Source organism: Streptomyces sp. NPDC001941 (assembly GCF_040296945.1).
Lineage (GTDB): Bacteria > Actinomycetota > Actinomycetes > Streptomycetales > Streptomycetaceae > Streptomyces.
Genome location: NZ_JBEOYE010000008.1, coordinates 67,782 through 81,056, shown reverse-complemented (window position 1 = coordinate 81,056; position 13,275 = coordinate 67,782). Strand labels below are relative to the sequence as shown.

Annotated in this window: 10 protein-coding genes; 6 read left to right on the top strand and 4 right to left on the bottom strand. The window is 76.0% G+C overall.

Annotated features, from left to right (window positions below):
* Positions 1–32: 32 nt before the first annotated feature.
* Positions 33–1,433, bottom strand: coding sequence for a cytochrome P450 (locus ABT160_RS09475; RefSeq protein WP_351645645.1), 1,401 nt, complete (start codon positions 1,431–1,433; stop codon positions 33–35).
* Between the two features lie 357 nt (positions 1,434–1,790).
* Here ABT160_RS09475 and ABT160_RS09470 point away from each other — a divergent pair, with 357 nt between their 5' ends.
* From ABT160_RS09470 to ABT160_RS09455, 4 genes are all read left to right on the top strand, one after another.
* A complete protein-coding gene (locus ABT160_RS09470) occupies positions 1,791–2,747 on the top strand; it encodes an SCO0930 family lipoprotein (protein ID WP_351645642.1) in 957 nt (318 codons plus the stop codon).
* A 303-nt stretch (positions 2,748–3,050) separates the two neighbouring features.
* A complete protein-coding gene (locus ABT160_RS09465; RefSeq protein WP_351645639.1) occupies positions 3,051–3,281 on the top strand; it encodes a zf-HC2 domain-containing protein in 231 nt (76 codons plus the stop codon).
* Positions 3,282–3,504: 223 nt separating this feature from the next.
* The gene (locus tag ABT160_RS09460) at positions 3,505–3,870 is read left to right on the top strand and encodes an MbtH family NRPS accessory protein (RefSeq protein ID WP_351645636.1); all 366 of its coding nucleotides are present in this window, start codon (positions 3,505–3,507) and stop codon (positions 3,868–3,870) included.
* A 90-nt stretch (positions 3,871–3,960) separates the two neighbouring features.
* Positions 3,961–6,771, top strand: a complete 2,811-nt coding sequence (locus tag ABT160_RS09455) for a helix-turn-helix transcriptional regulator (protein ID WP_351645634.1) — start codon at positions 3,961–3,963, stop codon at positions 6,769–6,771.
* An 87-nt stretch (positions 6,772–6,858) separates the two neighbouring features.
* On the opposite strand, the gene ABT160_RS09450 is transcribed toward ABT160_RS09455, so the two are convergent.
* A complete protein-coding gene (locus tag ABT160_RS09450; RefSeq protein WP_502984193.1) occupies positions 6,859–7,428 on the bottom strand; it encodes a sigma-70 family RNA polymerase sigma factor in 570 nt (189 codons plus the stop codon).
* A 437-nt stretch (positions 7,429–7,865) separates the two neighbouring features.
* Here ABT160_RS09450 and ABT160_RS09445 point away from each other — a divergent pair, with 437 nt between their 5' ends.
* Complete coding sequence (locus ABT160_RS09445; RefSeq protein ID WP_351645630.1) at positions 7,866–9,890, top strand: ATP-binding protein; 2,025 nt, start codon at positions 7,866–7,868, stop codon at positions 9,888–9,890.
* Between the two features lie 28 nt (positions 9,891–9,918).
* On the opposite strand, the gene ABT160_RS09440 is transcribed toward ABT160_RS09445, so the two are convergent.
* Entirely contained in the window at positions 9,919–11,622 is a 1,704-nt protein-coding gene (locus ABT160_RS09440; protein WP_502984192.1) for a sigma-70 family RNA polymerase sigma factor, read from the bottom strand.
* Positions 11,623–11,947: 325 nt separating this feature from the next.
* On the opposite strand from ABT160_RS09440, the gene lspA reads away from it, so the two are divergent.
* Positions 11,948–12,526, top strand: coding sequence for a signal peptidase II (lspA, locus tag ABT160_RS09435; protein WP_351645842.1), 579 nt, complete (start codon positions 11,948–11,950; stop codon positions 12,524–12,526).
* A gap of 67 nt (positions 12,527–12,593) precedes the next feature.
* Here lspA and ABT160_RS09430 read toward each other — a convergent pair whose 3' ends face one another.
* Positions 12,594–13,133 carry a hypothetical protein gene (locus ABT160_RS09430; protein WP_351645626.1) on the bottom strand — a complete coding sequence of 180 codons (540 nt, stop codon included), beginning with the start codon at positions 13,131–13,133 and terminating at the stop codon, positions 12,594–12,596.
* Positions 13,134–13,275 lie beyond the last annotated feature (142 nt).

Here is a 13,275-nt window from a genome sequence, read left to right as displayed (position 1 = left end):
GGGACTCCTCTTCGGGGCCCCTCTTCGGGCCCTCAGCTCCCGTCCGGTTCCGGTGCCGCCTTCGCGGTCGTCACGCCCCCGCCCCGCCCGCCGCCGCGCGGCTCGCAGGTCAGGTGCAGCGGGCCGGTCCCGAGCGTGCCCCTGACCTTGACGTTCAGCGTCGCGCCCGGGTCGGGCACCAGCTTCCAGCGCGCGCACATCGTCGCGAGCACCAGCGTCATCTCCACCAGCGCGAACTGGTCGCCGATGCACTTGCGGTTGCCGCCGCCGAACGGCACGTGCGCGCCGCGCGGCATGCCCTCGGTCCCCTTGCCCGCCCAGCGGTCCGGGTCGAACCGCTCCGGGTCGGGGAAGAGTTCGGGCTGGTGGTGGAGCAGGTAGGCGCTGTACAGCAGGGGCGTCCCGGCGGGCAGCGTGTGCCCGGCGAGCGTGGTCTCGGTGGTGGTCACCCGGGTGAAGAACCAGCCCGCCGGGTACATCCGCATGACCTCGTGCAGCACCTGCCGGGTGTACGTCAGGCCGCCGAGGTCGGCGGGCGTCGCGGTGCGCCCGCCGAGCGTGGCGTCCACCTCGGCGTGCACCCGGGCCGCGACGTCGGCGTGCTGGCTGATCAGCCACAGGGCGAACGACAGGGTGTTGGCGGTCGTCTCGAAGCCGGCGCCGATCATCACCATCAGCTGGTCGCGCACGTCGACGTCCGTCATCGGCTCGCCGGTGTCGTCGTCGTGCGCCTGGAGCAGCATGGCGACCAGGTCCTCGCCGCCGGGGTGGGCCCGGCGGTCGGCGATGATGCCGTCGATGGCCCGGTGCAGCCGCTCGCAGGCCCGCCAGTAGCGGCGGTTGCCGCGGGTGGGCAGCCGGTAGTAGGGGCCGAGCGGCAGCATCGCGCGCTGGTAGATGCCGTCGATCACGATGTGCAGGCACTCCTGCACGTCCGCCACCGCCTCGTCGTCCGCCTCGATGGCCAGGACGCTGCGGGTGACGATGCGCAGGGTGAGGCGGGTGAGCGCGGCGGCCATGTCCTGGCGCAGGCCGGGCCGCCAGCGGGAGGTCAGCCGGTCGATCTCCTCGCCCATCACCTTCGCGTACGCGTCGATGCGGTCGGGCTGGAAGGCGGGCTGCATCTGGCGGCGCTGCCAGCGGTGCTCCCGCCAGCCGGCCATCGGCAGGCTGCTGCCGAACAGGGTGCGGGCCTTGTCGAAGAACGGGCCGCCCTTGTCGAAGGTGCGCGAATCGGTGAGCATCCGGTGCGCCGCCTCGGCCTGGCAGACGACGTACGTGGGAGTGGGCCCCATCCCGATCTTGACGAGGTCGCCGTACCGGGGGAGCTCGGAGAGGAACTCCAGCGGCCGTGAGTGGAGTTGCCATGCATGGCCGAGGACGGGCCACGCGCCGGGGGCTTCTCCGGTGCGGGGCTGGGGGATCGTGGTCACAGCGGGGACACCTCCGGAAGGGGAAAGTGCCGGGCGTGGTGCGGTGATTGCCCCGGGTACGAACATCATCCCGCGCGGGACGCGCCGGTGGTCCGGCGCTGAGGCAACGAGCGGGGCGCGAGGGGGCGCACAAGGGCGCGCGCATATGCCTTCGCGCTCCCCTCTGGGGTTGCCGGGTGCCCGCATCCGCTCACCGGTGCGCACGATCCGCATGCCGATCGAACCGGCGCGAGCCGCCCCCCGTGCATCCGGACACCAGGGCGTCCAGGCGCCATCCGAAGCGGACCGGAGCACGCCGCGCGTACGGCGACGGCGCCTCCGGTAGCGCGACACGAACACATCGGAAGTGGGCGGAACATGGGCAAGTGGCGTGGGGCTTCGGTCGCGGTGATCTCCGCGGCACTACTCGCGACGGCGGGCTGCGGCGGGGCGAAGGACGAGGCCCGGACGCCCGCCGCCGTCCGGCAGGCGGACGGCGGGGCGCGGCCCGCGGGCGCGCAGAAGGCGCGCCCCGCCGGGCAGTTGAGCATCTGGAAGCACAAGGACCTCGGTGACGTGGTCACGGACAGCGCGGGTTTCACGCTCTACCGCTTCGACAAGGACACCGCACAGCCCCCCAGGTCCAACTGCCTCGGCGCCTGCGCCACCACCTGGCCCGTCGTGCCCGCCGAGGGCGCCGCCCCGCCGCCCGGCGTGGACCCGAAGCTGATCGGCTCGGTGGTCCGCACCGACGGCACCAGGCAGCTCACCGTCGGCGGCTGGCCCATGTACCGGTACGTCAAGGACACCGAGCCCAAGCAGACCAACGGCCAGGGCGTGGGCGCCGTCTGGTTCGCGTCCGCCCCCGACGGCAGGAAGGCGTCCAGGGCCCAGGGGGCGGCGGCCCCGCCGCCCGCCGCGTCCGCCCCGGCGGCCACCGCACCCGCGACTACGCCCCCGGCCGCCCCGCCGGCCACGGCCCTGCCCGGGCTCTCCACCCGCAAGGACCCCGTCCTCGGCGAGATCGTCGTCGACCGCGACGGCAGGACGGTCTACCGCTTCGTCAAGGACTCCGCCTGGCCCATGAAGACCGCCTGCACCGGCGCCTGCCTGGAGAAGTGGCCCGTCGTCGCGCCCGTCGCCGAGAGCGACGCACGGGGCATCACGCGGAAGGGGTACGTGACCTTCAGCAGGCCGGACGGACTGAAGCAGCAGACGATCGACTGCTGGCCGCTGTACACCTTCGCGGGCGACGCCAAGCCCGGTGACACCAACGGACAGGGCGTGGGCGGGGTCTGGTACGCCGTCTCCCCGGCCGGGAAGCTGGTGAAGTAGGCGGGGAGACGGAAGAGGACGAGCCGGCGGAGTGCGCGGCGACGCCCCGGGCGCGGTGCCCGGGGCGTCGCCGCGCCGTGCGCCACCGGCCCCGGCGAGCGTTCCGGCGCTTCTCGACCGCACCGGTTGTGCGGCGTCGGCGGCCGTGCCGAGAATGCCGTACGAGCCGTGGACTCCGCACGGGCCGTGGAGTCCGTACGGCGGCGACGGCCGTACGGAGCGGGTACGGCCGCCGGAACGGGAACGCCGTACGAGGAACGAAGGCCCGCCGCGACGGGTCCGGGCAAGGGGAACGAGGCTCGCATGACTGTGCCACCGGACGGTGACGCCCACGTCGAACCGCTGCTCGGGGCGTACGTGCTGGACGCGCTCCCCGCCGAGGAGGCCGGGGCGGTGGCCGCGCACCTGCGGGGGTGCGACAGCTGCACCGCCGCCTACCTGGACGTGGCCGACGCCTCCTCGCTCCTCGCCCTGCTCACCGAGGCCGACCTGGCGGAGGGACTGGGCCAGGACGAACCCCCGGGCCCGGCCTGAGCGAGGCCGCAACCGGGGCCGCGGCACGTACGGCCCGGCGTCGGCCCGCGCACGCCGTACCGGCCCGCACGGCGTGCGCGCTCCGCTGAACCGGACCCGGTGCGCGGTCCGTGTCACCGGTTGGGCGCCCGGTCGGGGCCCTCACCCGCTGCCACCGCGGACGCGACGCGCCCCGCACGAGACCGGCGGACCCTCGCGCACGTCCCGAGAACGGAGACGAAGGATGAACCCCACTGCGAACACGACCGAGACGGCGGAGGAGGCCGCGCGGCCCGGTACGGCCGCCCGGGACCGGGACGCCGCGGAGGTGACCGAGTTCGTCGACCCGCTGGAGGCGGCGGAGTCCAGCGGCTGGTTCGCCGTGGGCGTCGAGTCCGTGCCGTGCGCGTGGACCCCCGACTGCTACCGGCTCCTGGTCAACGCGCGGGACCGGTACGCCCTGTGGCCCGCCGACGAGCCGGTCCCCGACGACTGGTCGGTCGCCCTGGCCACCCCGGTCCGCCACCGCGCGCTGAACGAGCTGGCCCGCCACTGGTACGACGTCGCCCCCGTCACCTTCGACAAGATCCCGGCCGGCGAGGCCGCCTGAGGGCTCCGCGGCCCGTGCGGACCCGGGGACCCGGGCGCTGCGAGGAGTTGTCCGTTCCGTGCCTGTCACCCGCGAGGGGCCTGCTGGACAATGTCGCGACCGCCCGGCGCGCCGGCCGGCGGCCGGGGAGGTGGCGCAGCGGTGGGACGTGACGCGGAGGCCGGGCCGGGCGGGAGACCCGGGGCCCGGCCGGGCCGGGCTGCGGAGCACACCCGGATGCGCGACGCCGTGCGCGCGGCCGCCTCCGGGCGCGGCGGCGCGGTCCGGGTGCTGGCGGAGCCGGGCGGCGGCCGGACCCGTCTCCTCGCCGAGGCGGCGGACGAGGCCGAGCGGCTGGGCCTGCGGGTCCACGCGGGGACCGCCGACCGCCGGGCCGCCGCGCTGCCGCTGGCCCCGCTCCTGGACTGCCTGCGCGGCGCCCCCTGGGCACCCGGCCCCGAGCTGCTGCGCGCGTGGTCGGGCCGGGGCGACTTCGCCGTGACCGCGCTCGCCGAGTGGCTGTACGACGAGCTGCCCCGGCACTGCGCCGACGTACCGGTCGTCCTGGTCCTCGACGACCTGCACGCCGCCGACGAGGCCACCCGGCTGGTGTGGCGCCGTCTGGAGGAGAAGGCCGGCGGCCTCGCGCTGCTGCTGGTGTCCGCCGAGGTGCCGGGCCTGGCGTCGGGGGACGGCGGCCCCGGCCCCTCCGACGTGATCCGCCTGGAGCCGTACGGGGACGCGGAGGCCCTCTCCTGCGCGGCGGCCCTCCTGGGCGCCCCGCCGCCCGCGCCCCTGGCCGCCAGGATCGCCGGCGCGTCCGGCAACCCCGCGCTGCTCGGTGCGCTGGTCCGCGCGGACGCCCTGCCCCCCGCGCGGGCCGGGGCGGCGCTCCGCACGGCCGTGCACGGCCACCTGCGGCACTGGGACGCGGACGGTGTCGAGCGGCTGCGCCTCGCCGCGCTGCTCGGCGAGGACTTCAGCGCGACCGAACTCGCCGCGCTGACCCGCCTTCCCGTCACGGACCTGTTCGGCTTCGTCGAAAGCACCCTGGAATCGGGCCTGTTCGCGCCGCGCCCCGGCGAACGGCTCGCCTTCCGCCAGCCCCTGGTGCGCGAGGTGCTCGTCGAGGCGGTCCCGCCCGCCCTGCGCCAGGCCCTGCGCCGCACGGCCGCCGAGGCCCTCCACGAGGCGGGGGCGCCCGCCGAACGCGTGCTCGCCCAGCTCCACGGCAACGTCGCCGAACTCGACGCCTGGACCGTCAACTGGCTGGTCGGCAACGCCCAACGACTCGTCACCCGGGCCCCGGAGCGCGCCTTCGAGGTGATGCAGGACGTCATCGAGCGCACCGACCCCGCGGACCCCCAGCGGCGCTTCCTGGAGCAGAAGCTCGGCGACGCGGCGTACGTGCTGCGCCACCCGGCCGCGGTGGGCCTGGTGCGTCGGCTCGCCGAGAGCGCGACGGACGTGGACCGCCGCGCCTCCCTGAGCTTCATGCTCGTCGAACTCCTGCTGACCGTGATGCGGTTCACGGAGGCGGTCGAGGCGGTGGAGGGGGCGCGCCGCGCCCCGGGCCTGTCCGCCGTGTGGACGGCCCGCCTCAAGGGCGTGCACGCCCTGGCCCTGTGGTGCTCGGGCTCCCACCCCGGCGCCGACGCGCTCGTACGGGAGATGGAGTCGGACGGGCACGAGGACGCGCTCGCCCGCTCCTACGCCCACCACGTCGCCCACCTGCTGGCGGTGCGCGGGCACGCGCACGAGGAGGCCCTGCGCCACCTCGACCTGGGCATCGCGGCCCTGCGGGGGGTGCCGGGCGCCGACGACATGGCGTTCCGGCTGTACATCAACCGCGGCATCGTCCTGGGCAAGCTCGAACGCCTGGACGCCGCGTGCGACGCCATGGGCGAGGCGCTCGCCCTGGCACGGGCCTCGGGCAACCGGCGGCGCGTCGACGTGGCGGCGGGCGCCGCGGCCACCCTCGCCTACTGGGCGGGCCGCTGGGACGAGGCCCTGAAGGGCCTGGAGAGCGTGCGCGACGACGGGACCGACGTCAGCGCGCCCCTGCACCGGCACGGACTCGGCGCGCTCGTGCTGGGCCACCAGGACCTGCGCGAGGAGGCCGACCGCCACCTGGACCGCGTCGACGACCTGCCGATCATGCCGGGGGTCGCCCTGAACCACGCGAGCTACCTCCTCCTCGCGCGCGCCCTGCGGGCCGAGCGGCGCGGCGACCCGGCCGGCGCGCTCGCGGTGCTGCTGCCCACGCTCGACCCGGAGGTCGGCAAGGACAACGACCAGCGCTTCCACTGGTACCCGGACATGGTCAGGCTCGCCCTGGAGGCGGGCGACACCGCGACGGCGGCCCGGGTGGTCGAGGCCGCCGAGGAGGAGGCGGCCAAGGGCCCGGCGGGACCGGGGCGCCGCGCGGCCGCCCTGCGCTGCCGGGGGCTGTTCGCACAGGACCCGGCCCCGCTGGCCGAGGCGCTGGAGTACTACGAGGCCAGCGGGCGGCGGCTGTTGTGGGGCCAGGCCCTGGAGGACCTGGCGGTCGCCCAGGCCTGGCGCGGCGACCTCGACGCCTCGCGCGAGACGCTGCACCGGGCCGTGGACCTCTACGCGCCGCTGCGGGCCGAGTGGGACGTGGCCCGCGCCGACGCGCGCCTGCGCCCGCTGGGGGTGCGGCGCGGCCGGCGCACCGCGCACCGCAGGGCCACCACCGGCTGGGAGGCGCTGACGCCCACCGAACTGAAGGTGGCCCGACGGGTCGCGGCGGGCCGCTCCAACCCCGAGATCGCCGCGGAGCTGCTGTTGTCCCGCCGCACCGTGCAGACCCACGTCTCCCACATCCTGGGGAAGCTGGGCGTGCGCTCGCGCACGGAGGTGGCGCGGGAGGCGGCACTGCACCTGTCCGAGAGCGCCTGAGGTACCTGGGGCGACTGCGGGGCTTGCGGCCTCTGAGGTTCCTGAGGTGGCGCAGGTGGTTGCGATGCCTGGGGCCCGTGGAACCGCTCAGGCCGAGTAGCCGGGCAGCGCCGTGCGCAGGGCCCGCAGCGCGTAGTACGTACGGGACTTGACGGTCCCCTCGGGGACGCCGAGGACCCGGGCGGCCTCGGCCACCGACAGGCCGCGGAAGTAGACCTGGACCAGGACCGCGCGGTGTTCGGCGCTCAGCCCGGTCAGCGCCCGCCGCACGTCGAGTCGGGTCGAGGCGCGTTCGGCCTGGTCCCCGGCCGCGGGCCGGGAGGCGAGCAGGTCGTCCTGGACCTCCTGCGGGCGCGCCAGCCTGGCCCGGCGGGCGTCGATGGCGATGCGGCGGGCGACGGTGAAGAGCCAGGGCCGCATCGACGCGTGGTCGGACTCCAGCGCCTCCGGGTGCCGCCAGGCCCGTACGAACGTCTCCTGCGCCAGGTCCTCGGCGCGCTGGCGGTCGCCGAAGGTGAGCCCGAGGAGGAACGAGTGCAGCGCCCGGCCGTGCTCCGCCTTCAGCCGCGCCACCGCCTCCTCACCGAGGTGCGCGGCCCTCTCGTCGGCGCGCGCGGACTGCTCCTCCTGCTCTGGTGACGTGGAACCGTGCGGCAGGGCCGTGTTGCTCACCTGGATCACCTCTTCGTTCCGGTCGGAGGACGGGCACTTCGTTCGGTCTGGGGTGCGGCGTGCGGCGTGCGGTGCGGCGTGGGAGAAGACTGCCGGAGCGCGGTGGCGGATATATCCGCCACCTGGCGTAGAGGCCGGACCGGCGGCGAACGGTCGGTGCGGGACCGCGACGGGCGCGCGAGGGGCACGCGCGCGGCCGTACGGTGCGACGAACGGTGCGACGAGCGGGCGAGCGGTCCGGATGCGGCGCGGAAGTCCGGCAGCACGGAGGACGCGCGGGAGGGCGCGGAGGCCCGGGAGGGTGGCGGACCCGGGACCGTACCGGAAGCGGAATGGTCAACTCCATTCGGCCGACGGTCCTCGGGCAGATGACTTCGCGCCCAGTGGGTGCGCCCGGCGCGCGGGCGCGGCAGGCTTGAGCCGTGCGGAACCGGATACCTGAACACAACGGGGCCTTCGTAGGGCGTGTCGATGAACTGGCGCGCGTCGAACAGGCGTTGGCGGCGAACCGCCTGGTCACCCTGACCGGGTCGGGCGGCGTCGGCAAGTCGCGCCTGGCCGCGGAGGCGGCCGGGGACCGGGGGTCCGGGCGCGAGGCCGACTGGGCGCCCCTGTGGTCCCTGCGGGACGCCACCCTCCTGGAAGCCGTCGTCGCCGACGCCCTCGGCCTCGCCGACCACACCGACCGCGCCCCGCTGGACACCCTGATCGGCTGGATCGGCGAGCGGCCCCTGCTGCTCGTCCTCGACTCCTGCGAGCACCTGCTGGAGTCCTGCCGCACCCTGGTCGCCCGGCTCCTGGCGGACTGCCCCCGGCTGACCGTCCTCGCGACCAGCCGCGAGCCGCTGCGGCTGCGCGACGAGAAGGAGCTGAGGATCGAGCCGCTGGAGCCGGCGAGCGAGGGCCTTGAGCTGTTCCTCGACCGGGCCGCCGCCGCCGGCTGGCACCCGCGCGACAACGCCGACCTGGTGGTCGCCCGCTGGCTGAGCGCCTGGCTCGAAGGACTGCCGCTGGCCCTGGAGCTCGTCGCGGCCGAGCTGCGCCGGGTCACCCTCGCCGAAGCCGTACGACAACTGCGCTCGCGCCTCGACGTGCCGGTGGCCGCCGCGCCCGCGCGGCCCGAGCGGCACCGCGCGCTGCGCACCACCGTCGGCTGGAGCCACGAGCTGTGCGACCCGCGCGAACGGCTCCTGTGGGCGCGCCTGTCCCTCCTCAACGGCGCCTTCGACGCCGACACCGTACGGGCCGTCTGCGCCTGGGGGCCGATCGCGGCGTCCGACGTCGAGCCCCTCCTCGCCGCCCTCGCCGACAAGTCCGTGCTCACCCCCTACTGGGGCCGCTACCGGATGCTGGAGACGCTGCGCGAGTACGGCGCGATGTGGCTCGGCGAACTCGGCGAGCGCGCCGCCCTCGCCGACCGCCACGCCGCCCACCACCTCGCCCTGGCCCGCCAGGCGGAGCGCGAGTGGCTCGGCCCCGGACAGGCCGACTGGTACCGGCGGGTCGGCGACGCCTACCCCGACCTGTGCGCGGCCCTGGACCACTACCTCGGCAAGGACCCGGAACTCGCCCTCGAACTCGCCTCCCTGGTCGGGTTCTTCTGGGTCTGCTGCGGCCATCTCCACGAGGCCCGCACCTACTTGGAGCGCACCCTGGCGATGACCGCCGAACCGGGACCGGCGCGGGTGCGCGCGCAGTGGGCCCTCGGCGTCGCCCACGTCCTGGTCGGCAACCACGGGATCGCGGGGGAGCTGGCGCGCCGCTGCCACGACGAGGCGATGCTGGACGGCGCGGTGGACGGGGTCCTGGACGCCGCGTACCTCAAGGGCCTCGGCGAACTCCTGGGCGGGCGGCCGGAGTCGGCGCTCGCCGCCGCCGACGACGCGCTGGCGCTCGCGGGCCCGGCCCGCGACCCCTTCGACTCCGCCGCGCGGGTGCGCTGCCGCCTCGTCCGGGTCTTCGCGCTGACCGGCGCAGGGCGCTTCGCCCTCGCCCGCGAGGAGGCCGAGCGGCTGCGCCGCGAGTGCGTCACCCACGGCGAGCACTGGACGCGCTCCTACACCGACTACCAGCTCTCCCTGATCTCCCTGCTGCGCGCCGAGCCCGAGGCCGCCGCGTCGCACGCCCGCGCCATGCTCACCGCCAAGCGCCGCATCGGCGACTCCTTCGGCACCGCCCTCGGCCTGGACCTGCTCTCCGCCGCCCTCACCGAACAGGGCCACGCGGAACGGGCGGCGCTGCTGCACGGCGCGGGCAACCTCTGCTGGGAGTCGGTCGGCCACCCCCAGCGCGGCACCCCGGAGGTCGCCCCGCTGCGCGAACGCTGCGAACGCGGCCTGCGCGTCCTGCTGGGCCACCAGGAGTACGAGCGCACGGTCGACCGCGCCCGCGAGATCGACCACGACCGCCTGCTGGCCTGGGCGATCGGGGAGGGGCCGCAGCCGTAGCCGGTCGAGACGGGGGCGGGCCCCGCCCCTACTGCGCCGCCCCGAACACCTGCGTCCACCACGGGCCGCCGTCGCCCTGCTCGATGCCGACGCCGATCTCCTTGAACGAGCAGTTCAGGATGTTCGCCCGGTGGCCCGGGCTGTTCATCCACGACTCCATCACCGATTCCGGGCTCTGCTGGCCCCGCGCGATGTTCTCCCCGTAGGTGCTCCAGCGGTACCCGGCCGCCGTGACGCGCTCGCCGGGGCCCGCGCCGTCCGGGTTGGTGTGGTCGAAGAAGTCCCGGGCGCGCATGTCCCGCGAGTGGCCCTGCGCCGCCGCGTCGAGCCGCGCGTTCTGCCGGACCGGGCCGCAGCCGTTCCTGGCGCGCTCGGCGTTGACGATGCGGGTGACCTCCTGGGCGTCCGACAAGGGCACCTCCGGGCGCTGGGACTGGGTGGTCCGGGTCGGGGCCGGTCGGGGCGGGGCCGGCTTCGTCGTCCTCGTCCTGGACGGTGTCGGCTCGGGCCTGGGCGACGCCGTGCGGCCGGCCGACGCCGATGCCGACGGTGACGGGGTGGCGGACGCGGAGGCGGGGGCCGAGGACACCGGCGGCCCGCTCGTCAGCGGGGTGCCCGGAGCCGCCTCCGTGACCAGCGTCTCCGCCTCCTTGGCGTCCGGCCGCAGCAGCGTCAGGGTCGCGAAGCCGCCACCGCCCACCAGCAGGGCGAGGCCCCCGGCGAGCAGCACGCGCCGCCGCGACCTGCGCCGCAGCCGCTCGCCCCGGCGGCCGCCGGGGGAGCGCCCGCCGGACGAGCGGCCGCCCGAGGAGCGCGCGTGCGAGCCGGAGCGCGGGCGCGGCAGCGCGGCCGTCACGGCGCGGTCGTCCGCCTCGCCGCCGGGCCCGGAGGCGTACGGCTGCGCGTACGGCTCCCCGTGTCCCGCCGGGGCCATCGCCCCGCCGCCCGACCGCACCGTCACCAGCGCCGCCAGGCCCGCCCCCACCGGGAGCAGCCCCAGGCCCACCAGCAGCCCCTCGGCCGGGACCAGGCCGGCCTCGTGGCCGGAGCAGACCGTGCACTCGCGGGTGTGCCGGGCGATCCGCTTGCGCCACAGCGCCGACGGCACCCCGTCCCAGCCGAGCAGCACGTCGTCCAGGAGCACGCAGCGCGGCACCGCCGCGAGGGCGCGCACCACCAGCCGCGCGGTCTCCAGCTGCGCCTTCATCCGCTGCACCCGCACGGCCGTGTGCTGCGCGGACAGCTCCATGGCCGCCGCGACCTCGGCCCGGGTCAGCTCGCCCGCCGCCTCCAGCCACCACAGCGAGAGCAGCGAGCGGTCCTCGGCGTCCAGCCAGCGGGTGGCCTCGGCGACCTCGCGCCGCTGCCCGGACAGGCCGAGCCGCAGGATCGTCAGGTCGGCGAAGTCCGCGCCGGGGTCCGCCACGTCGAGCGCCTGGCCGAGCCCGGCGTCCGGAGCCCGCCGCGCGGCGTGCCAGTGGCCGCGCACCTGGTTCATCGCGATGGCGACCAGCCAGGGGCGGAAGCTGCCGGGGGAGCGCAGCGTCCGCAGCCGGGACACCGCCGCGATCATGGTCTCCTGCACCACGTCGTCGACGTCCGCGTGACCGTTCAGCGCCCGGCCCACGATGTTGTAGACGAGCGGCAGATAGGCGGCGACCAGCCGGTCCTGCGCCCACTGCTCGCCGCGCTGCGCCGCCTTGACGACCGCGGCCTCTCGCTCAAGGCCCACCATCCGACCACTCTCTTCCCCGGGCGCGCCCGGTCCTGGCGTTCTCGCTGTGACACGGGGGAGAGGCGAGAGCGGGGACCGGGATAACAGAAAATCCGACGCGCTTTCGGCGAGTGACCCGGACGCGCGTGCGGTACGGCAGGGCCGCGAGGCTACCGCGTCCCGGTGAACGCGCGCCCCGCGCGGGGGCGGGCTCCCTCGGCCCGAGGTGGCGCAACGATGGGGTTCGACCGGTTCGCCGCCCCCCTAGACCACCCGGGGCCCGGCGCCCACCGGGGCCGCGCACCCGGTGCGTACGCTGGTGGTGGCCGCCCCGCGCGCGGCCGTGAACGACGAGGGGACGCGCACCGTGACCGACGACCACCGGGCACCGGCCGGCAGACGCCGGGTGGCCCTGCTGCTCGCCGTGGCCGCACTGGCCTACCTGATCGACCTGGGCAGCAAGCTCCTCGTCGTCGCCCGCCTTGAGGGGCGGGCGCCGGTCGGGGTGATCGGCGACTGGCTGGAGCTGCGCGTGCTGCGCAACCCCGGCGCGGCCTTCGGCATGGGCGAGGCGATGACCGTCGTCTTCACGCTCATCGCGGTGGGCGTCGTCGTGGTCGTCGCCCGGCTCGCCCGCAAGCTCCACAGCGGCCCCTGGGCGGTCGCGCTCGGGCTGCTCCTGGGCGGTGCGCTGGGCAACCTCACCGACCGGCTGCTGCGCGCGCCCGGCGGGCTGCGCGGCGCGGTGGTCGACTTCATCGCCGTGCGCGGCTTCAGCGTGATGAACCTGGCCGACTGGGCGATCTCCGTCGGCGGCTTCCTGATCGTGGTGCTGGCGTTCCTGGGCCGGGAGCTGGACGGCTCGGGCCGCAGGGACGGGGGCGAGGAGTCCGCCGCCCCGCCCGCCGGGGAGACCGCCTGAGGGCGGTGCGCGTGCGCCGACGGGCCCCGGACCAGCACGGTCCGGGGCCCGTCGGGCGTGCACCGGCTCAGCAGCCGCCGCAGTTGTAGTACGTCACGTCCCAGTGGTTGCTCTCGCGGGCGTAGATGTTCCCCGAGGCCGACTTGTACTGCCGGGCGCCGTCGCCCCGGTCGGCGATGCGGGTGAAGGTGCCGGTGATGTAGTTGGTCACGCAGGTCGTCGGCGAGAAGTCCAGCTTGTAGCCGTTCCAGTGGCTGTACGTGCCGCTCGCGTGCCCCGTCTCCGTACCGCCCGTGATCGTCAGCGCGCAGCCGGTCGCCCCCTTGAGGGTGACCGCGCCCTGCGCGGTGGCGAGGTTGAGCTGGTCGAAGGAGGTGCAGCCGGCGTTGTTGCGGTCGGAGCAGCCGCCGCTGGAGGTCCAGGCGATCCCGGCCGCGCGGAACCTGCCGGTGGCGTCCGCGTGCGTGATCTTGCTGACGGCGGCGGCGGACGCCGCGCCGCCGGACCCGGCGCGCTCCCGCGCGAACGCGGGCGCGCCGAGCAGCCCGGCCGTCAGCAGGGCCGCGCCGGCGGCCGCGCACGTCCTGGTGAGCGTCTTCGAAGCCATGGGGGGAGTCCCTTCCCTCTGCGGTGTGGGGGCGCTTGCAGGTACGGGTGTGGTGCGTGTGACGCGCAGGCAGGATGCCAGCCGGGGCCCGGCCGGGAAAGGGCGCCTCGGTGAAGGCGTCGCCAACTCTCCGTACGCGCGG